Origin of the sequence: Tropicimonas sp. IMCC6043 (assembly GCF_004146235.1) — a bacterium.
Classification (GTDB): domain Bacteria; phylum Pseudomonadota; class Alphaproteobacteria; order Rhodobacterales; family Rhodobacteraceae; genus Tropicimonas.
Window position 1 is genome coordinate 1 of the sequence record NZ_SELO01000007.1, and the last position, 23,162, is coordinate 23,162.

The 23,162-nt window shown below is 66.6% G+C and carries 20 protein-coding genes and 1 pseudogene; 12 read left to right on the forward strand and 9 right to left on the reverse strand.

Annotated elements, in window-relative coordinates; all coding sequences use genetic code 11:
• Window positions 1-130 precede the first annotated feature (130 nt).
• Window positions 131-589: pseudogene (locus tag EU800_RS09195) on the reverse strand (Sir2 family NAD-dependent protein deacetylase); the annotation flags it as partial.
• A 149-nt stretch (window positions 590-738) separates the two neighbouring features.
• Here EU800_RS09195 and EU800_RS09200 point away from each other — a divergent pair.
• Window positions 739-1,221: a low molecular weight protein-tyrosine-phosphatase gene (locus EU800_RS09200; protein WP_129630841.1), complete on the forward strand. Its 483-nt coding sequence runs from the start codon at window positions 739-741 to the stop codon at window positions 1,219-1,221.
• A gap of 130 nt (window positions 1,222-1,351) precedes the next feature.
• On the opposite strand, the gene EU800_RS09205 is transcribed toward EU800_RS09200, so the two are convergent.
• Window positions 1,352-1,675, reverse strand: a complete 324-nt coding sequence (locus EU800_RS09205; RefSeq protein ID WP_129630843.1) for a hypothetical protein — start codon at window positions 1,673-1,675, stop codon at window positions 1,352-1,354.
• A 638-nt stretch (window positions 1,676-2,313) separates the two neighbouring features.
• On the opposite strand from EU800_RS09205, the gene gap reads away from it, so the two are divergent.
• The gene (gene gap / locus EU800_RS09210) at window positions 2,314-3,315 is read left to right on the forward strand and encodes a type I glyceraldehyde-3-phosphate dehydrogenase (protein ID WP_129630845.1); all 1,002 of its coding nucleotides are present in this window, start codon (window positions 2,314-2,316) and stop codon (window positions 3,313-3,315) included.
• A 150-nt stretch (window positions 3,316-3,465) separates the two neighbouring features.
• On the opposite strand, the gene EU800_RS09215 is transcribed toward gap, so the two are convergent.
• Window positions 3,466-4,356, reverse strand: a complete 891-nt coding sequence (locus tag EU800_RS09215; protein ID WP_129630847.1) for a DUF2189 domain-containing protein — start codon at window positions 4,354-4,356, stop codon at window positions 3,466-3,468.
• A gap of 261 nt (window positions 4,357-4,617) precedes the next feature.
• Window positions 4,618-6,816, reverse strand: a complete 2,199-nt coding sequence (locus tag EU800_RS09220; protein WP_129630849.1) for a primosomal protein N' — start codon at window positions 6,814-6,816, stop codon at window positions 4,618-4,620.
• A 216-nt stretch (window positions 6,817-7,032) separates the two neighbouring features.
• Between EU800_RS09220 and EU800_RS09225 the strand changes: the two genes are divergently transcribed.
• From EU800_RS09225 to EU800_RS09235, 3 genes are all read left to right on the forward strand, one after another.
• Window positions 7,033-7,746, forward strand: coding sequence for a DUF484 family protein (locus EU800_RS09225; RefSeq protein WP_129630851.1), 714 nt, complete (start codon window positions 7,033-7,035; stop codon window positions 7,744-7,746).
• The gene (locus EU800_RS09230; protein WP_129630853.1) at window positions 7,734-8,663 is read left to right on the forward strand and encodes a tyrosine recombinase XerC; all 930 of its coding nucleotides are present in this window, start codon (window positions 7,734-7,736) and stop codon (window positions 8,661-8,663) included. Before EU800_RS09225 ends, EU800_RS09230 begins: the two co-directional genes overlap by 13 nt.
• A 112-nt stretch (window positions 8,664-8,775) precedes the next feature.
• Window positions 8,776-9,510 (forward strand): phosphatidylcholine/phosphatidylserine synthase, encoded by a 735-nt coding sequence (locus tag EU800_RS09235; RefSeq protein WP_129630855.1) that lies wholly within the window; start codon window positions 8,776-8,778, stop codon window positions 9,508-9,510.
• Here the strand turns inward: EU800_RS09235 and truA are convergent.
• Complete coding sequence (truA, locus tag EU800_RS09240) at window positions 9,486-10,253, reverse strand: tRNA pseudouridine(38-40) synthase TruA (RefSeq protein WP_129630857.1); 768 nt, start codon at window positions 10,251-10,253, stop codon at window positions 9,486-9,488. The genes EU800_RS09235 and truA overlap by 25 nt on opposite strands.
• A gap of 139 nt (window positions 10,254-10,392) precedes the next feature.
• Here truA and EU800_RS09245 point away from each other — a divergent pair, with 139 nt between their 5' ends.
• Window positions 10,393-10,728 carry a hypothetical protein gene (locus tag EU800_RS09245; RefSeq protein ID WP_129630859.1) on the forward strand — a complete coding sequence of 112 codons (336 nt, stop codon included), beginning with the start codon at window positions 10,393-10,395 and terminating at the stop codon, window positions 10,726-10,728.
• A 225-nt stretch (window positions 10,729-10,953) separates the two neighbouring features.
• Here EU800_RS09245 and EU800_RS09250 read toward each other — a convergent pair whose 3' ends face one another.
• A complete protein-coding gene (locus tag EU800_RS09250; protein ID WP_129630861.1) occupies window positions 10,954-12,156 on the reverse strand; it encodes a pyridoxal phosphate-dependent aminotransferase in 1,203 nt (400 codons plus the stop codon).
• Between the two features lie 100 nt (window positions 12,157-12,256).
• On the opposite strand from EU800_RS09250, the gene EU800_RS09255 reads away from it, so the two are divergent.
• Window positions 12,257-12,658 carry a helix-turn-helix domain-containing protein gene (locus EU800_RS09255; RefSeq protein ID WP_129630863.1) on the forward strand — a complete coding sequence of 134 codons (402 nt, stop codon included), beginning with the start codon at window positions 12,257-12,259 and terminating at the stop codon, window positions 12,656-12,658.
• Complete coding sequence (locus EU800_RS09260) at window positions 12,655-12,930, forward strand: succinate dehydrogenase assembly factor 2 (RefSeq protein ID WP_129630865.1); 276 nt, start codon at window positions 12,655-12,657, stop codon at window positions 12,928-12,930. The genes EU800_RS09255 and EU800_RS09260 overlap by 4 nt, the downstream gene beginning before the upstream one ends.
• Window positions 12,931-12,975: 45 nt before the next feature.
• On the opposite strand, the gene EU800_RS09265 is transcribed toward EU800_RS09260, so the two are convergent.
• Complete coding sequence (locus EU800_RS09265) at window positions 12,976-13,242, reverse strand: usg protein (RefSeq protein WP_129630874.1); 267 nt, start codon at window positions 13,240-13,242, stop codon at window positions 12,976-12,978.
• Window positions 13,243-13,435: 193 nt separating this feature from the next.
• On the opposite strand from EU800_RS09265, the gene gyrA reads away from it, so the two are divergent.
• From gyrA to EU800_RS09280, 3 genes are all read left to right on the forward strand, one after another.
• Window positions 13,436-16,189, forward strand: coding sequence for a DNA gyrase subunit A (gene gyrA, locus EU800_RS09270; protein WP_129630876.1), 2,754 nt, complete (start codon window positions 13,436-13,438; stop codon window positions 16,187-16,189).
• 83 nt (window positions 16,190-16,272) lie between these two features.
• Window positions 16,273-17,535 (forward strand): methyltransferase domain-containing protein, encoded by a 1,263-nt coding sequence (locus tag EU800_RS09275; protein ID WP_129630878.1) that lies wholly within the window; start codon window positions 16,273-16,275, stop codon window positions 17,533-17,535.
• A 40-nt stretch (window positions 17,536-17,575) separates the two neighbouring features.
• Window positions 17,576-18,010, forward strand: coding sequence for an EamA family transporter (locus EU800_RS09280; protein WP_207209881.1), 435 nt, complete (start codon window positions 17,576-17,578; stop codon window positions 18,008-18,010).
• Window positions 18,011-18,145: 135 nt separating this feature from the next.
• On the opposite strand, the gene ndk is transcribed toward EU800_RS09280, so the two are convergent.
• Window positions 18,146-18,568, reverse strand: coding sequence for a nucleoside-diphosphate kinase (gene ndk, locus EU800_RS09285; RefSeq protein WP_129630880.1), 423 nt, complete (start codon window positions 18,566-18,568; stop codon window positions 18,146-18,148).
• 150 nt (window positions 18,569-18,718) lie between these two features.
• On the opposite strand from ndk, the gene EU800_RS09290 reads away from it, so the two are divergent.
• Window positions 18,719-20,047, forward strand: coding sequence for a caspase family protein (locus EU800_RS09290; protein WP_129630882.1), 1,329 nt, complete (start codon window positions 18,719-18,721; stop codon window positions 20,045-20,047).
• Window positions 20,048-20,146: 99 nt separating this feature from the next.
• On the opposite strand, the gene EU800_RS09295 is transcribed toward EU800_RS09290, so the two are convergent.
• Window positions 20,147-23,104, reverse strand: coding sequence for a valine--tRNA ligase (locus EU800_RS09295; RefSeq protein WP_129630885.1), 2,958 nt, complete (start codon window positions 23,102-23,104; stop codon window positions 20,147-20,149).
• Between the last annotated feature and the right edge of the window lie 58 nt (window positions 23,105-23,162).

Genomic DNA, 23,162 nt, shown 5'->3' on the forward strand with positions numbered 1-23,162 from the left:
GTCCCGCGACCCTGCACCCGATGGGTGAGCCATCCAACACCACCTTCACGCCGCCCAACTCTCTGAAGAATAACAGAAATGCGGCCATCAGCGCAGCAAAATCGTCGGATCACTTGGGAAATTGGGGGTCATAGGGCATCTCGCCGAACCAGACGACGTCGGGGCGCGTCTTTGGCTCGCCGCATTCGGGACAGGGATCGGCCGCGCGCATCTCGCGCGGGGCCTCCCAATGCGCGCCGCAGGCCGCGCAGGTCGCCCCCATCAGCTCGCCATGCATGTGGATCACCCGGGCGTGGCCGGCGCGCTCGTGCAGGTCGTCGATATTCTGCGTTACGAGAATCACCTCGCCCGGCCAGTCGCGTTCGAGCCGGGCGAGTGCCCTGTGGGCGGCGTTGGGGCGCGCGGCCAGCGCATTCGCCCGACGGGCGTTGTAAAACCCGTGCACAAGCGATGGGTTGCGCGCGAAACCCGCGGGGGTGGCGACATTCTCGAGATCGTATTGCGACCAGATCCCGCCCGCGTCCCGGAAGGTTCCTAGCCCGCTCTCGGCAGAGATGCCCGCGCCGGTGAGAATGACGATCTTCTTCATGCCGGTTCCTCTTCGCGCCTCGTTCCGTCCCGGGCGGCGCGCGCCCGTCCCGCTGAACCACCAAAACGGCTCCGGCGGTGAGGTCAAGCCTTGGATGTGTCGCGCCGCGCAGGCTTGACCTCACCGCCGGCGGCGGGCAGTCAGGCGGCATGACCGGATCCGACGCGCCCCGCATTCTCTTCGTCTGCCTCGGCAATATCTGCCGGTCTCCCACGGCGGAGGGAGTGGCGCGGGCGCTCGCGGCGCGCGCCGGAATCGCGGCGGAATTCGACGGCGCGGGTACCGGTGCCTGGCATATCGGCGAGCCGCCAGATCGGCGGATGCAGGCGGAGGCGCGTGCGGCGGGCTACGACATCTCGGGGCTGCGGGCACGCCGTGCGGAGCCGCGGGATTTCACGGAGTTCGACCTGATCCTGGCAATGGACGAGGACAATCTGCGCGCGATGGAGCGGATGCGGCCGCGCGGCAATACCACGCCGGTCGAGATGTTCCTCTCCTACGGAAGCAGCGGGCGGCGGTCTGTGCCCGATCCTTATTACGAGGGCGGGTTCGAGGCAGTGCTCGCGATGATCGAGGACGCAGCCGAAGGCTTGCTCGAGAAGATCGCGTCGGGAGAGATCGGCGCGCGGTGACGCGCGGCCAACTTGTTTCAGAAAGAGCGAGCGGAAACGCCGATCGCGGCACGCAGGACAGCGGTGCCGTTAGTCATGGATATGTAGCCCCGCCCAGAGGTAGACAGGGCCCGCCGTTGCCGCCCTTTTTTCAGCCGCAGATCTTGCCGGCGCTCTGGCCGAAGGCCTTGTAGCGCTTCCAGAATTCCTCATGGGATGCGCGGTCGGATTGGCGGACCTCCTGCGCGCGATGCGGATCCTTGAAGAACTTCGCCGCCATTTTCTGGTCGCGCCGCGTCAGCATCTGATCGGCGACACGCTGGATGCAGCCGCAAAGCGACGGTGCAGCGGTCCGACGGTTGGATTTCATGCAGGCCCGCTCGATGGTCGAGCCGGCTTCAGCGGCGGGGGCGGTGGCGATGCCCATCGGCGCAGCCAGGGCAAACACCAGGACGGTGGTTGTCAGGATCTTCATCTTCACTGCCTCGTTTCTGTGCGTCTCGCCATCTTTCTGCGGTTCGGACGCTGACCTGCCTCTTGTGCCAGAATCGCGGTGGTTTTTCAACAATCCGCCGCAGAGTGCGTGGCGTCGCGTCGATGCAAGTTGCGAGAGCCGCCGGGCGGGGGCGTGGCAGATTGCCGCCAGTGATACCGCTACCGCAGGCGGTTTTCGCCCGTGCGGCCACGATTCCGGGCTCGATTTGGATTCCGACGACACCATACAGGCGTCTCGCCACGTCTTTCTGCGGCGCAGCGTGGGGCGGTGGTCAGCAAAGGGTAGAGGAGAAATCCGCCAAGAAAAACAACGTGCGATCTTTCTGCATGTGCAAATTGCTGGGCGTGGCGGGTAGCGTCCGGACCGCCTTGCGGCCGGTCCTCCGCGGCGCCCCGGCCGGCCGTCGTCGCCCCCCGTCCAAGCAGGCATCGCCGGGCCGCCATGCGTTCCGCGTGCACCGGCTTCCGGGATTTGAATGGTGACATGACCGGTGATCCGAGTATGAAAACGGCCAAGGGCCGCGCTCCGGCGCGACGCTCTGGTAGTTCCATTCCGGCGCCGCGGGACGGCCCCGCGATTCAGCCGAGATGATCCCGCTCAGACATGAGGAAATGACCATGACAGTGAAAGTTGCCATTAACGGTTTCGGCCGCATCGGACGGAACGTGCTCCGCGCCATCGTGGAGAATGGCCGTGACGATATCGAAGTCGTTGCGATCAACGATCTGGGTCCGGTCGAGACCAATGCCCATCTCATCCGCTTCGATTCCGTGCATGGCCGTTTTCCGGGCGAAGTGATTACCACCGAGGACACGATCGACATCGGCCGCGGCCCGATCAAGGTGACCGCGATCCGCGATCCCAAGGAACTGCCCTGGGGCGATGTCGACATCGCGATGGAATGCACCGGCATCTTCACCGCGCGCGAGAAAGCGGCGATGCACCTGGAGAACGGCTCCAAGCGCGTGCTGATCTCCGCCCCCGGCGCAGGCGCCGACAAGACCATCGTGTTCGGCGTCAACGATGACGTGCTGACCAAGGACGATCTCGTCGTCTCCAACGCCTCCTGCACAACCAACTGCCTCTCCCCGTTTGCCAAGGCGATCAACGACGCCATCGGCATCGAGAAGGGCATGATGACGACGATCCACTCCTACACGGGCGACCAGCCGACGCTGGACACGCTGCACAAGGACCTCTACCGCGGCCGCGCCGCGGCGATGTCGATGATCCCGACCTCGACCGGTGCCGCCAAGGCCGTCGGCCTCGTGCTGCCGGATCTCGCCGGCAAGCTCGACGGGTTCGCAATCCGAGTGCCGACCCCGAACGTCTCGGTCGTCGACCTGAAGTTCATCGCCAAGCGCGAGACCTCGGTCGAAGAGATCAACGAAGCGGTCAAGGCGGCGGCTGACGGTCCGATGAAGGGCGTTCTCGGCTACACCGCGTTCAAGAACGTCTCCATCGACTTCAACCACGACCCGCATTCGTCGATCTTCCATCTCGACCAGACCAAGGTCATGGACGGCACGCTTTGCTCGGTGCTGTCCTGGTATGACAACGAGTGGGGCTTCTCGAACCGCATGGCCGACACGGCCGTGAAGATGGGCTCGCTGATCTGATAATTGCGCGGCCGGGCAGGGCGCCCGGAGCGAGAATAACCGCAAGCCCCGGCGTTTCGCGCCGGGGCTTTTCATTCCGGGTCGAACTTGTGGCGGCGGGCACGCGCCGGCATGCTACTGGCTTTCAGGAGCTTGACGCGGGAACTGCGATCAGGTCTCCGCGCTGCCGTCTCCCTGCGCCGGATCGAGTCGCACCGCGGCGCGGTAGAGATACCAGGTCGAGTGGCCAAGAATTGGCATGACGAAGATCAGCCCGAGCAGGAGCGGCAATGCACCGACCAGCAGGGCAATCGCGACGATGAATCCCCAGACCAGTATCGTATGCGGGTTCCGGCGGGTGACCTGAACGGAGATCGTCACGGCGCGGACCAAGCCGACATTCCGCTCCAGCAGTAGTGGAAAGGAAACAACGCTGGTCGCCAGTACCACGCAGGCGAAGACGAAGCCGATGCCGCAGCCCAGCAGCAGCATCGCCCAGCCCGCAGCGGTTCCGAACACGTCCGTCGCAAATGTGCCCAGGCTTGCCGGCGGCTCCGGCCCGAGCGTTACGTCATAGAGGATCGCCGCCGCGCCGACCCAAAAGAAGAAGAGAACCAAAAGCGCGACGCCCAGCAGCGCCAGCGGCACAAGTGACGGCGAGCGCAGCACTCCGAACGCGTCGCCCCAGTTCACCGGCTCCCCGCTCTCCCGGCGGCGACTCATTTCGTAGAGACCGACGGCCGTCAGTGGCCCGAGCAGGACGCAGCCAGCGAGCAGCGGGAAGAGCAACGGTAAGAGGGTCATGTCGGTCTCGATACTCACAAGCAGGATCGCAACCAGAGGGTAGAACACGATGGCGAAAAAGACGTCGCTGCGGAACGCCACCATGTCGGAGCGGCCCTTGCGAAGTGCGGCGCGGATATCGGCGAGGCCGATATCGCGGATCTCCGGCGTCGCGTCTTCGGTGCCGCTGATCTGGGACACGCCGTCGACGACGGCCGACCCGGCGACGCCGATCCCGTGCGCGGACCAGGAAAGAGGATTTCCGATTGTCTTGGTCATCTGTTCGGTGCCTCCGACACATGCGCCCGCAGAGCATTGGTCGACCGCCCAAGCGGGCGCCGATGAGTGGCGGCCTTCGATGCAACCATAGCACGAAGCGTAGCACGCCCGGCGTCCGGAAGGATCAAAAGCGCACACGAAGTCGTTAGCGCGACCGCCTTCAGCCGGTGACGAATAGGGTCCCTGGAGCCGGCTGCGCAGTCCGCTTGGCGGGCATTCCCGTGGCGCGGCATCGTCGTCGCGCCGCCTTTCGTCCGGTGCTCACCAGAAGCTCTGCGGGTCGATGTCGACGCTGAGCCGCAGGTTCGCCGGCTGCCGGTGCGGTTCGAGCCAGCGTGCGATCGCGCCCTGCAGCGGCACGCCCTTGGCCGCCTTGACCAGCAGGCGCACCCGGTGCCGTCCGCGCACCCGCGCGATCGGCGCCGGCGCCGGCCCGAAGACCTCTGCACCCACCGCACGGAGCGGCGCGTCGGCCCGCGCCAGCGCGGCGGCGAAGTCGAACACTTCCGCGACATCGGGTGAAGAGAGGATGATACCCGCCAGCCGTCCGTAGGGCGGCATGCCCGCCGCCTGCCGCTCGGCGGCCTCGGCGGCCCAGAACCCGTCCTCGTCGCCGGAGAGGATCGCCCGGATCACCGGGTGCTCCGGCTGGTGGGTTTGAAGCATCGCCACGCCCTGCCGTTCGGCTGTCCGCCCGGCCCGGCCGGCGACCTGGCGGACAAGCTGGAAGGTCCGCTCGGCCGCGCGCAGGTCCGTTCCCTGTAGCCCCAGATCGGCGTCGATGACGCCGACGAGCGTCAGCAGCGGGAAGTTGTGACCCTTGGCGACGAGTTGCGTGCCGATGATGATATCCGACCCACCGGCGGCGATTTCGGCGATCTTGGCCTTCAGCGCCCGCGCCGAGCCGAAGAGGTCCGATGAGAGAACCGCTACGCGTGCGTCCGGAAAGAGCCCGACGACCTCCTCGGCCAGCCGCTCCACGCCGGGCCCAACCGGCGCAAGCCGCCCCTCGACGCCACAACTCGGGCAGGCAACCGGCATCGGCTTTGTCTCGCCGCACTGGTGGCAAACCAGCCGCTTCTGGAACCGGTGTTCGACCATCCGCGCGTCGCAATGGTCGCAACCGATCTGGTGGCCGCAGGCCCGGCAGATCGTGACCGGCGCGTAGCCGCGGCGGTTGAGGAAGAGGAGCGCCTGCTCGCCCGCTTCGATCCGCGCGGCCACCGCGCGCTCGAGCGTGCCCGAGATCCAGCGTGTCGCCGGCAGCGCCTCGCTGCGCATGTCGATGGCTTCCATGGTCGGCATCTCCGCCGCCCCGAAGCGCGTGCCGAGCTGGAGGCGGGCGTATTTCCCCGCCTCCGCATTGGCCCAGCTTTCGAGCGACGGCGTCGCCGAAGCCAGCACCACCTGCGCGTCCGAGAGCGATGCGCGCAGCACGGCCATGTCGCGGGCGTTGTAGAAGACCATGTCCTCCTGCTTGTAGGAGCTGTCATGCTCCTCGTCGACGACGATGAGGCCGAGGTCGCGGAAGGGCAGGAAGAGCGCCGAGCGCGCGCCTACCACCAGCTCCGCGCCGCCCTCGGCCACCATTCTCCAGCAGCGCCGCCGCTCGGTCATGGTGACGCCCGAATGCCATTCCGCCGGACGCGCGCCGAACCGTGCCTCGACGCGGGCGAGGAACTCGCCGGTCAGCGCAATCTCCGGCAGCAGCACCAGCGCCTGCCGCCCGGCCCGAAGGCACTCCGCCACCGCCTCGAGGTAAACCTCAGTCTTGCCGGATCCGGTCACGCCTTTCAGCAGCGTGGTGCCGTAGCGCCCGGCCTGCACGGCGTCTCTGAGCGCCGCCGCCGCCGCCGCCTGAGCCTCGCTCAGCGGCACCCCGGCCCGGGCTGTGTCGAGCTTCGGCCAGGGCAGGTCGCGCGGGCTCGCCTCCTCGAGCACCGCCCCCTGCGCCACCAGCCCCTTGACCACGCCGGTCGAAACCCCCGCTGTTCCGGCCAGCTCCGACAGGGTGAAGGCGAGCCCGCCATACTCCTCCAGAACCTCGAGAACACGCCGCCGCGCGTCGGTCATCCGCGCCGGATGCCTGGTGCCGCGCCGGTAGACCTGCCGCATCGAGAGCGGATTGGTCAGCCCCGGCACGCGGGTCGCCATGCGGAGCATCGCCTGCATCGGGGTGAGCGTGTAGTCGCTGCAACGGGCCAGGAATGCGCGCATCTCGTCCCGCATCGGCGGCACGTCGAGCACCTTGTTTACCGCGCGCAGCTTGGCGCGGTCGAACCCGCCCGCGCCCTTACCCCAGACAACACCCAGCACCAGCCGCGGCCCCAGCGGCACCTCGACGAAGGCGCCGCGCGCGCATCCGCCTTCGGGCGCGGCGTAGTCAAGGCAGCGGTCGAGCGGCTGCGTGGTCTGAACCGCAACCGTTTCGCCCTCCGCAAACCAATCCCTCTCCGTCATGCCGTCTCCCGCAGCGCCCGACCGGCGCCTTGCGCCGGCGCTTCGGGGCCGGTTGCCTGTGGCCGCCGCGCCACCCGTGGCGATCATTTCCTTCGCAAATCGCCGACGCCACGACAAGGGTCTGGACGGCCGAGCCGCGTCATGTGCAAAAACTTCTCGGGAAATTCTGCCTCCCGGTATACACTTGCCGGGCGAAGTTGAAGTAACGGGACGAGCATGAGCGATACGGCCGTGGACCTGGAAGAGCTGAGAGACAAGATCATCTCGCAACCCGACGTCATCCTCGACGACCGTGACATCATGCGGGCGCTGATCGCTGCGAACGAAAAATCGCTCGGCGGCAATATCATAGACCTGCGCGGCATCGCCATGGAGCGGCTGGAGAGCCGGCTCGACCGGCTCGAGGACACGCATCGCTCGGTGATCGCGGCGGCCTATGACAACCTCGCCGGCACCAACCAGATTCATCGCGCGGTGCTCGCGATGCTCGATCCGACCGGATTCGAGACCTTCCTGCGGGGGCTCGGCGGTGAGGTCGCGGCGATTCTGAGGGTCGATTCCATCCGCCTCGTGCTGGAGAGTTCGGCCAATGCCGAGGGCGAGATTGCGGTGCGCCGGCTCGGCGACGTCTTGAGCGTCGTCCACCCGGGATTCATCGCCGATTACATCACCCAGGGTCGGGCGGGTGCACCGATTCGCGCCGTCACCCTGCGCCAGCTGCGTCCCGAGAGCGAGGCGCTCTATGGCGCGGATGCCGACTGGATCAATTCCGAGGCGCTCCTGACGCTCGATTTCGGCCCCGGAACGCTGCCCGGCATGCTGGCGCTCGGCTCCGAGGACCCGCACCAGTTCCGTCCCAACCAGGCGACCGACCTGCTGGCCTTCTTCGGCGGCGTGTTCGAGCGCCAGATGCGCCGATGGCTGAGCTGACAGGCATCTCCGACGCGCTCACCGACGCGATGTCCCGCTGGCTCGACCACCTCCGCGCGGTCGACGGCGTGGCCGGCAACACGCTTGCCGCCTACCAACGCGACCTTGCAGGTTTCCTCGGCTTCCTGACCGGGCATTTCGGCGAGAGCCTCGGGCCGGCGCCGCTCTCCCGGCTGACGACATCCGACATGCGGGCCTGGATGGCAAATGAGCGTGCCCGCGGTCTGTCTGCCCGCTCGCTGGCGCGCGCCCTCTCGGCGGTGAAGAATTTCGCCGGCTGGATGGCCGAGCGCGAGGAGTTCGACGCCACCGCCATCCTCGCCGCCCGCGCCCCGAAATATCGCCGCAAGCTGCCGCGGCCGCTCGCCGAGGAGGCCGCGCGGGCTGTGATCGACACGATCGAACTGCAATCCGAGGAACCGTGGATCGCGGCACGCGACGTCGCGGTGGTGACGCTTCTCTATGGGTGCGGCCTCAGGATTTCCGAGGCGCTCGGGCTCGCGGCGGATGTCCTGCCGATGGGCGAGGTGCTGCGGATTCGCGGCAAGGGCGGCAAGGAGCGGCTGGTCCCGGTGCTGCCGGCCGCGCGCGCCGCGGTCGCCGGATATGTTCGGCTCTGCCCCTTCGATCTCGCGCCGGGCAGCCCGCTTTTCCGCGGAAAGCGTGGCGGCCAGCTCAATCCGCGCCTCGTCGCACTGGCGATGGAGCGCACACGCCTGCAGCTTGGCTTGCCGGCGACCGCCACGCCGCACGCGTTGCGCCACAGCTTCGCCACCCACCTGCTTGCCGCCGGCGGCGACCTGCGGTCGATCCAGGAACTGCTGGGCCACGCCTCGCTCTCGACGACCCAGGCCTATACGGCGGTCGATGCCGCACGTCTGATGGAGGTCTACGACAAGGCGCACCCGCTGGCGTGACGTGGTCCGATCTCTCCCGAGTGCCCGGGAACTGCCTGCCGGGCGGTTGCGGAGGGGGGGCTCCCCGCACTATGGTCCCCTCCTATCGCCTGAGGGAAGAATCCGCCCCCGCATGAAGCCACAGCACCGCGCCTATTCCGTTCACCTGCTGACCGCCACCGGCGCGGTCCTCGCCATGCTGGCGCTGATCTCGGCGGTCTCCTACGACTGGCCGATGATGTTCGTCTGGCTGGTCGCGGCCTTCATGGTCGACGGCATCGACGGTCCGCTGGCGCGCAAATACGATGTGATCGCGCATGCCCCGCAGGTCGACGGCGCGCTGCTCGACCTGATCATCGACTATCTGACCTATGTCTTCATCCCCGCCTTCGCGCTCTTTGCCTCCGGTCTGCTGCCCGGCTGGACCGGCTGGGCGGCGTTGATCGGGATCACCTTCACTTCGGCGCTCTATTTCGCGGACACGCGGATGAAGACCGAGGACAAGTCCTTCGCCGGGTTCCCCGGCTGCTGGAACATGGTGGTCCTGGTGATCTTCGCGCTCAAGCCGCCGGTCTGGCTGTGCATGATCGTGATCGTGGCCCTGGCGGCGGCGATGTTCACCTCGCTGCGTTTCATCCACCCGGTCCGGACACGCCGCTGGCGCTGGCTGTCGCTGCCGGTGGCAATGCTCTGGACGGTTTGCGCGGCTTGGGCGGCCTGGGTGTCGTTCCATCCCGAGAGCCTGGCGCGATTCGGTCTCGTGGCGACATCCGCCTACCTGCTCTTCGCAGGGATCGCCCAACAGGTCCTGACCCGTCGCCCGAAACGTGCCAAGCCCGGCGCTCAGCCGAAGGGATCCTCAGGGTAGCCCACGCCCGCGAGATAGAGCCCCTGCGGCGGGCAGACCGGCCCGCAGGCCGCGCGATCGCGCGCTTCCAGTGCCGTGCGGACATCCTCCGGTTCCCAGGCGCCGGCGCCCACCCGTTCGAGCGTTCCGACGAAGCTCCGCACCTGATTGTGCAGGAAGGACCGGGCGCGGACATGGAAATGGATCTCCGGGCCGAGCGGGGTGTCGATCGTCTGGATGTCAAGCTGGTCGAGCGTGCGGACCGGGCTGTCGGCCTGGCATTCGGACGCGCGGAAGGTGGTGAAATCGTGCCGCCCGAGGAGGAACTCCGCGCCTACCTGCATCCTCGCGACGTCGAGCGGATGGGCCACCTGCCAGACCTTGCCCGCGGCCAGGGCTGCGGGGGCGCGGCGGTTGAGCAGCCGGAACAGGTAGCGCCGCTCCCGGGCCGAGAAACGGGCATGCCAGTCGTCCGGAACGACCGCGACGCCGAGAATGGCAATCGGGTAAGGCTTGAGGTGATAGTTCAGTGCCTCCGAGAGCCGGAACGGCTCCCAGTCGCGGGTCAGGTCGGCATGCGCAACCTGCGCCAGCGCATGGACGCCGGAATCGGTCCGCCCCGCGGCTGCGATGGTCGGTGCGGGCTGTTGCAGGCGGCCGAGCGCCGTCTCGACTGCCTGCTGAACCGAGGGGAGGCTCTTCTGGCGCTGCCAGCCGGCAAAGGGTGCGCCGTCATATTCGATCTTCAAGGCAAAGCGTGGCATGGCGCGCGCTTAGCTGCTGCCTGATCCCGTGTCCATCCGTCGTTGCGCGGGAAGAATTTCCGCTGCGCCTGTGCTATGCTGGACTTGGACCGCCGCGCCAGGCGGCGATCTTCCCAATTGCACCTGCAGGGAGGAAGAGATGAAACCCGTTGTCCTTCTGATCGGCCGCCTTCCGGACGTCATGGAAAACGTGATCCGGGAACTCGAGGACCTTCCAATTCACTGGCTCGGCGCGCATGACCGCGCCGAGGTGATCGCGCAGCTCGAGGCAGAGCCCAACATCCGCTGCGTGGTCATGGGCGCAGGGCTCGACGACAGCATCCGTGGCGAGCTCGTCGGCGTGATCGCTGCCCGCCGTCCGGACCTCTCGATCCACCTCAAGGACCGCGCCTCCGGACCCGCCGGCATGGCCCCCTTCGCGCGCAGGGTGGTGGAATCGCAGATGCTCCACTGGAACCGACTCGACGTCGCCTGATCCGCTTGCCGCCTGCCTTCCGGTTTCTGCGATGGCACGGGTAAAGACAGACGAGACAGCGAACGGTCCTGCGGATCGTTCCTCCGGCGGGGATACTCGGGAGCAGACAAAGGTGGTTTGGGCGCCCGGGAGTACTTCTGCTTGAAAGCATCCCAAGGGGCGCTCGGAACGGGCGCGGGGGGCACGGCCCCCCGACGCGTCAGCAATGTGTTTGCTCGCCGTATCCTAGCTCAGCGAGGCGCAGAACGCTTTGATGCGGGTGCAGGCTTCCCTGAGGTTCTCGTCCGAGGTTGCGTAGGAGACGCGGAAGCAGGGCTCGAGCCCGAACGCCGCGCCGAACACCACCGCAACGCCCTTTTCCTCCAGCAGCGCCGTGGCAAAGACCTCGTCATTCTCGATCTTGGTTCCGGCCGGCGTGGTCTTGCCGATGCAGCCCTCGATCGAGGGATAGACGTAGAAGGCTCCCTCCGGCTTCGGACAGGAGATGCCCTCGCACTCGTTCAGCATCTCCACCACCATGTCGCGGCGTCGCTTGAAGACCTCGTTGTTCTTCGGGATGAAGTCCTGCGTGCCGTTCAGCGCCTCGACTGCCGCGGCCTGGCTGATGGAGCAGGGGTTCGAGGTCGATTGCGACTGGATCTTGCGCATTGCGGCGATGAGCTTCTCGGGACCACCCGCATAGCCGATCCGCCAGCCGGTCATCGCATAGGCTTTCGACACGCCGTTGCAGGTCAGCGTGCGCTCATAGAGCGTGGGCTCGACCTGGGCAGGGGTGGTGAACTCGAAGTCGTCGTAGACGAGATGTTCATACATGTCGTCGGTCATCACCCAGACATGCGGGTATTTAACCAGCACGTCAGTCAGCGCCTTTAGCTCGTCGCGGGTATATGCCGCACCCGTCGGGTTGGAGGGCGAGTTGAAGATGAACCACTTGGTCCTGTCGGTGATGGCCGCCTCCAGCGCCGCGGGCGTCAGCTTGTAGGCGGTCTCGGCCCGGGCCTCGACGACCACCGGCTCGCCGCCGGCAAGCAGGACCATGTCGGGATAGGACACCCAGTAGGGCGCCGGGATGATCACCTCGTCGCCGGGGTTCAGCGTCGCCATCAGCGCGTTGTAGAGGATCTGCTTGCCGCCCGTGCCGACTGAAATCTGCGCGGGGGTGTAGTCCAACCCGTTGTCACGCTTGAACTTTGCGCAGATCGCCTGCTTCAGCGCCGGCGTGCCGTCGGGGGCGGTGTATTTCGTGTCGCCGGCGTCGATCGCGGCTTTCGCCGCGGCCTTGATGTTGTCGGGCGTGTCGAAATCGGGCTCGCCGGCACCGAGGCCGATAACGTCCTTCCCGGCGGCCTTCAGTTCGCGCGCCTTGGTCGACACGGCGATGGTCGGCGACGGTTTTACCCGGTCGAGGGTCGCGGACAGAAAAGACATGAGGGGCCTCCGGTCATGTTGTTTTGTGGAAAGGTCCGCGCGCTTCTTAGGCTTGCGCTTGGGGCCGATCAAGGATTAACCGACGCCCATGGAGAGCCCGATGGATGAGAAGACCGATTGGTATGGCGCCGACACCGCGACATTCGGCGACCGCGTCGCCGGCGCCCGCGAAGCCCTCGGGCTCGACCAGACCGACCTCGCCCGGCGCCTCGGCGTCAAGGTGAAGACAGTGCGCGGCTGGGAGAACGACCTCAGCGAGCCACGCGCCAACAAGTTGCAGATGCTCTCCGGCGTGCTCGGCGTCTCGCTCATGTGGCTCCTGAACGGCGAGGGGGACGGGCTGACCGGGCCGGCCGAGGAGGAGTCGGTGCCGGTCCCCGAGATCCGGTCGCTGCTCCTGGAACTGCGCCAGATCCGTGCCGAAATGGACGATGCGGCCGACCGACTCGCGCGCGTGGAAAAACGCCTGAGAACGGCCCTGCTGGAGGCGACCGATACATGACCGACGAGACCCGCGAAATGCGGCTTAAGCGCCTTCACATGCGCTCCTGGCGACGCGGCATCAAGGAGATGGACCTGGTGCTCGGACGCTGGTCCGACGACATGCTGGCGACGATGGATGCGGCCGAGCTCGACCTCTACGAAGACCTGCTGGGCGAGATGGACCAGGACCTGCTGCGCTGGATCACCGGGCTCGACCCCGTGCCGGAGCGCTACAGGCTGCTCTTCGCGCGGATCTCCGATCACGCCAAGGCGCAGGGCACGGCGAACTGAGGCACCGCATCCGCGCGCCGGGTTCCGGCGGTGGGCCGGGTGGGGTCAGTTCAGGTAGAACTCTCCCTTCACCTGCCGCCACTCGCCGGGCGAGATCTCCTTGCGGTGGGTGAACCGGACCGAGTGCAGCGGGCCCTCGATCTTCTCCTGCCAGAACTCGATGAAGCGGAAGAGCCGCGGGTGATCCGGCGCGATGTCGTAATCCTGCCAGATGAAGCTGTTGAGAACGTTTTGGTAATCCGGCATCCGGTAGAACATCTCTGCGGTGGTCAGCCCGTAGCCCTTCAGCATCAGTTCCGTTTCGCGGCTCATTCGCGCATCTCCTTGTCATTGGCTCGCAGATCGATTTTCCTGCACATTTGTTATTTTTCAAGAAAAACAGTTTGTTGGCAGTCTTCTGCCGTGGCTGACAGAGGTTTTCCGCGCCTGCCATTGCACCTGATCTCGCGGATGGAGTAAGATACGCCAACAAGATATAGCGGTCCGCCCAGAATGCAGGCAGAGAATGAACGATACGCCGGAACCCCCTGAAAACCAAGAAGAAGACCGCCCCGAACGTTCCGGCTACGATGGCCCGACGATCGACATCGCGGCAGAAATGAAGGGCTCCTATCTCGATTACGCGATGAGCGTGATCGTGAGCCGGGCGATTCCGGACTTGCGCGACGGGCTTAAGCCCGTGCATCGGCGCATCCTCTACGCGATGCACGAGACCGGGAATACGCATGACAAGCCATACCGCAAGTCGGCGCGACCTGTGGGCGACACGATGGGCAAATACCATCCCCATGGCGACAGCGCGATCTACGATGCGCTGGTGCGCATGGCGCAACCCTTTTCGATGTCGCTCAAGCTGTTGGACGGGCAGGGGAATTTCGGCTCCATGGATGGCGATAACGCTGCCGCCATGCGATATACCGAAGTGCGCATGGACAAGCCCGCGGCAAGCCTTCTGGCCGATATCGAGAAGGACACCGTCGACTTCCAGGACAACTACGACGGCAAGGACCGCGAGCCGACCGTCCTTCCGGCGCGTTTCCCCAACATGCTGGTCAATGGCGCGGGCGGCATCGCCGTTGGCATGGCGACCAATATCCCGCCGCACAATCTCGGCGAAGTGATCGACGCCACGCTGGCACTGATCGAAAGCCCGGACCTGTCGTCCGAGGACCTGATCGAATACATCCCCGGCCCGGATTTTCCGACCGGCGGAATCATGCTCGGTCGGTCCGGTGCGCGGAAGGCCTATCTGGAAGGGCGCGGCTCGGTGATCCTGCGGGCGAAGACGCGGATCGAGGAGCTTCGCAAGGATCGCTACGCCATCGTACTCGACGAGATTCCGTACCAGGTCAACAAGGCCTCGATGATCGAGAAGATCGCCGAGATGGTGCGCGACAAGAAGATCGAGGGCGTGGCCCATGTCGCCGACGAATCCGACCGGGTCGGCGTGCGCGTGGTCATCGAGCTGAAGCGGGACGCGACGCCGGATGTGGTGCTGAACCAGCTCTGGCGCTTCACGCCGATGCAGACGCATTTTGGCTGCAACATGCTGGCGCTCAACGGCGGACGGCCTGAGCAGCTGACGCTGCGCCAGTTCCTCACCGCCTTCATCGACTTCCGCGAGGAGGTGGTCGCCCGCCGCACCGCCTTCCTGCTGCGCAAGGCGCGGGAACGCAGCCACATCCTCTGCGGCCTCGCCGTCGCGGTCTCCAATGTCGACGAGGTGGTGGCCACGATCCGCGCCTCCGCCGACCCCGCCGATGCCCGTGACAGGCTGATGACCCGCCGTTGGCCGGCCGAGGACATCGCCGCCTACATCCGCCTCATCGACGATCCGACCCACCGGATGAACGAGGACGGGACCTATAACCTGTCCGAGACCCAGGCCCGCGCGATCCTCGATCTGCGGCTCCAGCGGCTGACCGCGATGGGTGTCCGGGAGGTCACCGACGAGCTTGAAGAGCTTGCCAAGAGCATCGTCGACTACCTCGACATCCTGCGCTCGCGCGATCGCATCATGAAGATCATCGCCGACGAGCTGATCGAGGTGCGCGACCAGTTCGCCGTGCCGCGGCGCACCGAGATCGTCGACTGGTCCGGCGACATGGAAGACGAGGACCTGATCGAGCGCGAGGACATGGTCGTGACGGTCACCCAGTCCGGCTATATCCGGCGCACGCCGCTCAGCGATTTCCGGGCTCAGCGGCGCGGCGGCAAGGGTCTCTCGGGCGGCGACCTGAAGGATGACGACGTGGTGACGACGCTCTTCGTAGCCAACACCCATACCCAGCTTCTCTTCTTCACCACCGACGGAATGGCCTACAAGCTCAAGACCTGGCGCTTGCCGCTCGGCGGGCGCACTGCGCGCGGCAAGGCCATCGTCAACATCCTGCCGATCCCGACCGGCGTCTCGATCGCCGCAATCATGCCGGTCGACCGCGACGAAAAGGATTGGGGCGACCTGCAGATCGTCTTCGCGACTTCGGCCGGCACCGTCCGCCGCAACCGGCTGTCGGATTTCACTAATGTCATGCGCAACGGCAAGATCGCGATGAAATTCGAGGACGAGGATGTCGGCACGCGGCTGATCAACGCCCGCATCTGCTCGGAGGACGACGACGTGATGCTGGTGACCCGGCTGGGTCGCGCGATCCGCTTCCCGACCACCGATGTACGCGTCTTCAACTCGCGCGCCTCGCTCGGGGTGCGCGGCATTCGGCTGGCAGAGGGCGACGAGGTCGTCTCGATGTCCGTCATCCGCCATTTCGAAGCCAGCCCCGACGAGCGCGCCGCCTATCTCAAGCAGCGTCGCCTGGTGGCCGGTGCGCCCGACGACGCCGAGCCCGACGAGGACGAACTCGACGTCGAGGAGGGCCAGCTCTCGCAGGAGCGCTATGCCGAGATGTCGGCGGCCGAGGACCTGATCCTCACCATCACCGCGGGCGGTGCGGGCAAGACGTCGTCGAGCCACGATTACCCGGTGCGGGGCCGCGGGGGTCAGGGCGTGGCGGCGATGGACCGGGCGATGCGCGGCGGTCCGCTTGTCGCCTGCTTCCCGGTCGAGCCGGATGACCAGATCATGCTGGCGACCTCGACCGGCCAGTCGATACGCTGCCCGGTGGACGGCATCTCCTTCCGCTCGCGCGGCGCTGGCGGAGTGCGGGTCTTCTCCACGGCCGAGGGCGAAGAGGTGGTCTCGGTCGCCCGGATCGCGGAGCAGGCGGAGGCGGAAGACGACTCGGCGTCCGACGCGGGCTGAGGCCCGGACGGGTGGCGATCCTTGATCGGGAGAGCCACGCCGGATAGTCCTGTGCTGGCATTGTCAGCGAAAGGGCGTTCAGGATGACGGATTCAGGTGCCAAGACGTCCAGGGCGCACAGCCTTACCGAGCAATCGATCGAGGCCTTTGAGGAACGGAAGACGACGCGTTCCATCAGGCTCGCCCGGAAGGCCGCTGCCGCCGGGCCCGATCTCGAGGATTCGACGCGGCTTGTCCAGTTGCTGCGCGGGCTCGGCGAGACGGCGGATGCCGACGAACTGGAAGCGAAGACCATCGCGCGGCTCGAGAAGGCCGCAGCGGACCAATCCGATGACGCGAACGTGCTCGGCCTCTGCGGCCATCTGATGATGGAGCTTGGCCGGTTCGACCGGGCCGAGGACATGCTTCTGCGCGCCAACGAGATCGACCCGACCGACGGGCGCCCGCAGGTGCTCCTGCTGCACGTCCTGCTCAAGCGGGGCGAGCCGGACAAGCTGCTGGAGATCTGGGAGCCCTTCCTAAACCAAACCAAGGACCAGGCCGAGCACCTCCTCCTGCTGGCCAAGGCCCTGGGGCATTTCGGCTATCGGGAGCATGGCGAGAAGGTGCTTCTCGCCGGAGAGGCGCTCTTTGCAAAGGACAGGGACGTCTTCGAGACCTCTCTGGCCAATCTCCGCGGAGAGACGGGTGAATGGTCCCAGCGGGAACTCGCGACGGGACTCTTCGACCAGGCCGCCCGAAGATATGACGAGAACCTCAAGGCGATCGGCAATGCCGGCCCGCAGATGATCGGGCAAATGCTGGCGCAGCTCGATTTCGCACCGGGCGCTGACCTGCGGATCCTCGACGCGGGCTGTGGCACCGGGCTCTGCGCTCCCTATCTCAGGCCCTTCGCGGCAAGTATCCACGGCTGCGATGTCTCGACCAAGATGCTGGATCTGTGCAAGGAAAAGCAACTTTACGACTTGCTGACCCGCACCGACCTGCTGACCCGCGCGACCTATCCCCCGGGCCCGTTCGACCTCGCCGTTTGCGGCGATGTCCTGACCTATTTCGGGGACCTCACGGAAGTTTTCGGCAACCTGGCCTCGGTGCTCAGGCCGGGCGGCTGGCTTATCTTCACGATCGAGGATGCGACCGAGGCCGCACCGCCCGCAGGCCATCTGATCCTGTCTTCCGGACGGCATGCCCATTCGCTTAGCTACGCGGCCGACGCTCTGGCCGCCTCCGGATTCACCCGACCGAAGGCGGAGTTCGCCGACACCTTGCGCTACGAGTTCCGGGAGCCGATCCTTGGCCGGGTCATCGCGGCGCAGCGGCTGGCGATTTTCGGCCCGGCAGGGTGATCGACGCGGCGGCGCGGCAGAGCGGAGGTTCATGGAGATGATGAGCTTCGCGTCGAGCTGGCAGGTCTGGGCCTTGCTTGCGGCCATGTTCGCGGCCCTGACGGCGATCTTTGCAAAGCTGGGGGTCGAGGATGTGGACCCCGACCCCGCCACATTGGTGCGCACCTGCGTCGTGCTCGTGGCGCTCGGCGGCCTGGTCTGGGCGATGGGGAAAATAGAAGGGTTGAGCCGGCTGCGGCCGCAAACCTGGCTTTTCCTGCTGCTCTCCGGCCTGGCGACCGGGGCGTCCTGGCTCTGCTATTTCCGCGCGATGCAGCTCGGCGACGCATCCCGCGTGGCCCCGATCGACAAGCTCAGCGTCGTCTTCGTGGCGGTGATCGCTGCGATCTTTCTGGGCGAGCGCCTGTCTGCAGTCGGCTGGGCGGGAATCGGGCTGATCGCCGCCGGCGCGGCGCTTCTGGCACTGGCGCCGTGAGAGCACGCGCAGGGCGCCTGGGCTGCGCGGCGCGGGCGATCCCGCGAGAAACCGTCAGATGTCAGGGGGATGTGCGCTCGCCGCAAGGCTGCAGCGGCCGGACGGGCCGGCGGCTGCGCCAAGCGTACAAGCAGGTCAGCCGACCAGTTCGAGGCCCGAGAAGAAATAGGCGATCTCGACGGCAGCGGTTTCCGGCGCGTCGGAGCCGTGCACAGAGTTCTCGCCGAGCGACAGCGCGAATTCGCGGCGGATCGTGCCTTCGGCGGCCTCGGCCGGGTTGGTCGCGCCCATCACCTCGCGGTTGCGCGTGATCGCGTCCTCGCCCTCGAGCACCTGCACCACGACCGGCTCAGAGGACATGAAGCTCGTCAGTTCGTCGTAGAACGGGCGCTCCTTGTGGACGGCGTAGAAGACGCCGGCCTGCGCCTTGGTCAGGTGGATACGCTTCTGCGCGATGATGCGCAGGCCGGCGTCCTCGAACTTGGCGTTGATCTTGCCGGTCAGGTTGCGGCTAGTGGCGTCGGGCTTGATGATCGAGAGGGTGCGTTCGATGGCCATTGGAAATCTCCTTGGACGGCGTTTCGCTTGGCGCCGCCCGTAGCATGGGGGTGCGGGGTTGAAAAGCCCCGGGCGCCGACCTTCTCGGCCCGCACGAAAGCGGCTAGGCTGGCCCGCGTCGGACCCCCACGACTCGAGAGGAAAGGTCTCATGCTGTCCCGCCTGGCCATTGCCGTTTGTTTCCTTCTCGCGGCGCTTCCGGCCGCGGCGCGCAACCTGGCGTTGATCGTCGGCAATGACAGCTACCAGAACGTCTCGAAGCTCCAGAAGGCCCGCGGCGACGCGCAGGGCTATGCCGATTTCTTCACCGCACGCGGCTATGACGTCTTTCTACATCTCGATCTCGACGGGCGCGGGATGACCGAAGCCGTCGCGCGTTTCCTCGACGCCATCGCGCCGGGGGACACGGTGCTCTTCGTCTTTTCCGGTCATGGCTGGAGCAACGGGCGGGAGAATTTCCTTGTCCCCGTCGACATCCGCGACAGCGGGTCGGAGACTCTGATCCAGCGCGAGAGCTTCCCGCTCAAGAATGGCGTCAACGGGATCATCGACGAGATCGCAGCGCGCGGCCCCGCGCTCACCGTCGCGGTGATCGACGCCTGCCGCAACAACCCCTTCGCCTTCGATTCCGGGACACGTTCGAGCGGCCTTGCCCGCGGTCTCGTGCGCATCCGGCCGCCCACCGGCACTTTCATTGCCTATTCGGCGGGCGAGGGGCAGACGGCGCTCGACCGGCTCTCGGACAGCGACGGCGAGGCGCATTCGGTCTTTACCCGCGTTTTCCTGAAGGAACTTGCGCGCAGCAACGAGTTGCAGACCGCCTTCAAGGCGACCCAAGCCTCGGTCAATGAACTCGCCCGCAGCGTCGGCCACCAGCAGCGCCCGGCCTATTACGACGAGGTGATCGGCACCGCCTGCATCGCGGGGACCTGCAACGGGGCGACGGTCGAGCCGCTGCCGGTGACCGCGCCGGTCAAGCCGACCCCGGAGACCGCGACGCCGCGGGTCGCCCGGCCCAATGCCGCCGAGGAATGGAAGGATTTCAAGGACACGACCTCGGTGGCGGCGCTCCGGCTCTTCATCGAGCGCCACCAGGGCACGGCCTACGCGGCGCTGGCGATGGAGCGGATCGCGCGGCTCGAGGAGGAGGCGGCGGCCGCCGCCGCGCCGGTCCAGCCGCTGCCGCAGCAGAATCAGCAGGTCTACGCGCCCGTCGCGCCGACCGGACTGCGCCCGAACTGGTGCCCGGAGGCACAGACACCGACCGAGGTGGTGATCTGCCGCGACGCGCGGCTCGCCACGCTCGACATGCGCCTGACGGCTGTCTACCTCGAACGGCTCTACGCGCTCGATTCCACCGCGCGGGCACAGCTCAAGGAAAATCAGCGAACCTGGCTGGCCGATCGCGACCGGTGCGGTGCCGATGTGCAATGCGTGATGCAGGCCTATCAGGAGCGGATCGCGGCTTTCGGCGGCTGAACCGCCGGAGATGTCCGGCGGCCCGTCGAGTCCAGACCCGCGCGCGGGTGTGTGTCGCCGCCGGATCGCACGGGCCCTTCCGCGTCCCGACGCCGGAACTCAGCCGATCTCGGCCAGCCGGTCCAGGGCCTCCTTCAGCCGGTCCTGCTCCGAGCTTCGCGCCGCGAGGTTGTCCCGCACTTCCTCGACCACGTCCTCGGGTGCGCTCTCGACGAATTTCGGGTTGTCGAGACGCTTGGCCAGCCCGCCGATCTCCTTGTCGAGCTTGGCAATGGACTTCTCCAGCCGCGCCTTCTCCTCGCCCACGTCGATGATGTCGGCCACCGGCAGGCCGAAGGTGGCGCCGGCGACGGGCACGGTGATGCAGCCCTTCGGCATCGTGTCGAAGCCTTGCAGGGACGCGATGCGGGCGATGCGGGTGATCAGCGCCTCGTTGGTCTCCCACGCGGCCTGCGCCTCGGGCGAGAGCCCGGTGTGAACCATCGGAACCTGAAGGCCGGCCGGCACGCGAACCTGAGCGCGCGCGGAGCGGACGCCGTCGATGAGGTCGATCACCCAGCTCATTTCGGCATGCGCGGCCGGGTCCACCAGGTCAGCGGCGTGATAGGTGGGCCAGTCGGTGTGGACCAGCATCTTGGTGCCGCAGCCGAGCGAGCCCCAGAGCTCCTCGGTGATGAAGGGCATGATCGGGTGCAGGAGGGTGAAGCTCTGCTCCAGAACCCACCGCATGGTGGCACGCGTCTCGGCCGCGAGTGCTTCGTCCTCGCCTTGCAGGAGCGGCTTGGCGAACTCGACATACCAGTCGCAGACCTTGCCCCAGACAAAGGCGTAGAGCGCGTTGGCGGCATCGTTGAAGAGATAGCCCGCCAGCGCGGCATCGACCGCCTCGCGTACCATCGCCGTCTCGCCGATGATCCAGCGGTTGACGGTGGCGGACGGTTTGCACTCCGGGTCGATCGGCGTGACGGAGGCGTCGAACACGCCATTCATCTCGGCGAAGCGGGCGGCATTCCAGATCTTGGTGCCGAAATTCCGGTAGCCGGCGATCCTTGCCATGTCGAGCTTCAGCACCCCGCCAAGGCTCGCCATCGCCGCATTGGTGAAGCGCAGCGCGTCCGCGCCGTATTCGTCGACGATCTCCAGCGGGTCGACCACGTTGCCGGTCGATTTCGACATCTTCTTGCCCTTGGCGTCGCGGACGAGGCCATGGAGATAGACGGTGTGGAACGGGACCTCGTCGACCACGGCGAGCTGCATCATCATCATCCGGGCGACCCAGAAGAAAAGGATGTCCTGCCCGGTGACGAGGACGGAGGTTGGGAAGTATTTCTCCAGCTCCGGAGTCTGCTCCGGCCAGCCGAGCGTGCCGATGGGCCAGAGGCCGGAGGAGAACCAGGTGTCGAGGACGTCGGGGTCGCGATAGACGGGCAGGGCGGAGGGCTCCTGCGGCGAGCGGATGCGGCCTTCGGTACGGGTCCGGCCGACTGCCGCCGTCAGCAACTGTTCGGCCTCGCTCCGTTCGGTGACGATCTTGAAGTCGCTGTGTCCGTAATATTCCGACATCTTCTTAAGCGCTTCATCTTGGCTCGCGGCGCAGAACGGACGCCAGACCGCCTCCGTATCGTCGCCGTGATCCATCAGCGCAGGCCCATACCAGACCGGCACCTGATGCCCCCACCAGAGCTGGCGCGAGATGCACCAGGGCTCGATATTCTCCAGCCAGTGGTAATAGGTCTTCTCGCCCGATTCCGGCATGATCCGGACCCGGCCATCGCGGACGGCGTCGAGCGCCGGGCCGACGATCTTGGCGGTGTCGACGAACCACTGATCAGTCAGGTAGGGCTCGATGACGACCTTGGAGCGGTCGCCATGCGGGACCATGTGGCGGTCCGTGTCGATACCGTCGAGCCAGCCATTGTCCTGCGCCTCGGTGACAATCGCGTCGCGGGCCTCGTAGCGGTCTTGCCCGTCGAGCCGCTCGATGGTCTTGGCGAGCATCTCCGGATCGCAGCCGGCCTCGAACTCGGCGTTGCCCTTGAGGAACATCGCCGCGCGCGTGGTCAGGATGTTGACCGCCGGCAGGCCGCAGCGCTGGCCGACATCCCAGTCGTTGAAATCATGCGCGGGCGTGATCTTGACCGCGCCGGTGCCCTTGGTCGGGTCGGCATATTCGTCGGCGACGACCGGTATGGAGCGACCGCAGAGCGGCAGCTTGACAGTCGCGCCGCGCGCCACGAGACCCTTGTAGCGTTCGTCTTGGGGGTGAACGGCGACGCCCGTGTCGCCGAGCATGGTCTCGGGGCGCGTCGTGGCGACGACGAGGTAGTTGCGCGTCTCGCGGAAGATCTCGTTGCCGTCCGCGTCCTTCTCGACATGCTCGTAGCTCTCGCCGTTCTCCAGCGGGTAACGCAGGCGCCACATGTTGCCGTTGACCTCGATCTGCTCGACCTCGAGGTCGGAGATCGCGGTCTCGAAATGCGGGTCCCAGTTGACGAGGCGCTTGCCGCGATAGATCAGGCCCTTTTCGTACATGTCGACGAAGACCTTGATGACCGCCTCGTGGAAATCGGGCGAGTTCTCGTGGCCCACCCGCGGATCGTTCGGGGCGCCGGCCATGGTGAAGGCGTTGCGCTCCCAGTCGCAGGAGCACCCCAGGCGCTTGAGCTGATCGATGATGGTGCCGCCCGACTGGCCCTTCCACTCCCAGACCTTTTCGAGGAAGGCTTCGCGGCCAAGTTCGCGGCGCGACGGCTGCTGGTCGGCGGCGAGCTGGCGCTCGACGACCATCTGGGTGGCGATGCCGGCATGGTCCTGCCCGGGCTGCCAGAGCGTGTCGAAGCCGCGCATCCGGTGCCAGCGGATCAGGATGTCCTGCAGCGTGTTGTTGAACGCATGGCCCATATGGAGGACGCCCGTCACGTTGGGCGGCGGGATCATGATGCAGAAGGTCTCGGAGCGGCTGGCATTGGCGCCGGCGCGGAAGGCGCCGGCTTCCTGCCAGGCGGCGGAGATGCGGGTTTCGGCCTCTGCGGCGTCGAATGTCTTTTCCATCGGCATGGGTATCGGTCCTCGAAGGGGTCGGGGGACCGTTTAGCCGTTGTCCGGCGGGAGGGGA

Coding starts and splice junctions, on each gene's coding strand:
- EU800_RS09250 (WP_129630861.1), bottom strand. CDS start 12,156: ATGTCTTTTCTGTCCGCGACCCTCGACCGGGTAAAACCGTCGCCGACC.
- EU800_RS09280 (WP_207209881.1), top strand. CDS start 17,576: ATGAGCTTCGCGTCGAGCTGGCAGGTCTGGGCCTTGCTTGCGGCCATG.
- EU800_RS09290 (WP_129630882.1), top strand. CDS start 18,719: ATGCTGTCCCGCCTGGCCATTGCCGTTTGTTTCCTTCTCGCGGCGCTT.
- EU800_RS09215 (WP_129630847.1), bottom strand. CDS start 4,356: ATGACCAAGACAATCGGAAATCCTCTTTCCTGGTCCGCGCACGGGATC.
- EU800_RS09295 (WP_129630885.1), bottom strand. CDS start 23,104: ATGCCGATGGAAAAGACATTCGACGCCGCAGAGGCCGAAACCCGCATC.
- truA (WP_129630857.1), bottom strand. CDS start 10,253: ATGCCACGCTTTGCCTTGAAGATCGAATATGACGGCGCACCCTTTGCC.
- EU800_RS09220 (WP_129630849.1), bottom strand. CDS start 6,816: ATGACGGAGAGGGATTGGTTTGCGGAGGGCGAAACGGTTGCGGTTCAG.
- gyrA (WP_129630876.1), top strand. CDS start 13,436: ATGAACGATACGCCGGAACCCCCTGAAAACCAAGAAGAAGACCGCCCC.
- EU800_RS09255 (WP_129630863.1), top strand. CDS start 12,257: ATGGATGAGAAGACCGATTGGTATGGCGCCGACACCGCGACATTCGGC.
- EU800_RS09260 (WP_129630865.1), top strand. CDS start 12,655: ATGACCGACGAGACCCGCGAAATGCGGCTTAAGCGCCTTCACATGCGC.
- EU800_RS09225 (WP_129630851.1), top strand. CDS start 7,033: ATGAGCGATACGGCCGTGGACCTGGAAGAGCTGAGAGACAAGATCATC.
- EU800_RS09200 (WP_129630841.1), top strand. CDS start 739: ATGACCGGATCCGACGCGCCCCGCATTCTCTTCGTCTGCCTCGGCAAT.
- EU800_RS09275 (WP_129630878.1), top strand. CDS start 16,273: ATGACGGATTCAGGTGCCAAGACGTCCAGGGCGCACAGCCTTACCGAG.
- EU800_RS09245 (WP_129630859.1), top strand. CDS start 10,393: ATGAAACCCGTTGTCCTTCTGATCGGCCGCCTTCCGGACGTCATGGAA.
- EU800_RS09205 (WP_129630843.1), bottom strand. CDS start 1,675: ATGAAGATCCTGACAACCACCGTCCTGGTGTTTGCCCTGGCTGCGCCG.
- EU800_RS09230 (WP_129630853.1), top strand. CDS start 7,734: ATGGCTGAGCTGACAGGCATCTCCGACGCGCTCACCGACGCGATGTCC.
- gap (WP_129630845.1), top strand. CDS start 2,314: ATGACAGTGAAAGTTGCCATTAACGGTTTCGGCCGCATCGGACGGAAC.
- EU800_RS09235 (WP_129630855.1), top strand. CDS start 8,776: ATGAAGCCACAGCACCGCGCCTATTCCGTTCACCTGCTGACCGCCACC.
- EU800_RS09265 (WP_129630874.1), bottom strand. CDS start 13,242: ATGAGCCGCGAAACGGAACTGATGCTGAAGGGCTACGGGCTGACCACC.
- ndk (WP_129630880.1), bottom strand. CDS start 18,568: ATGGCCATCGAACGCACCCTCTCGATCATCAAGCCCGACGCCACTAGC.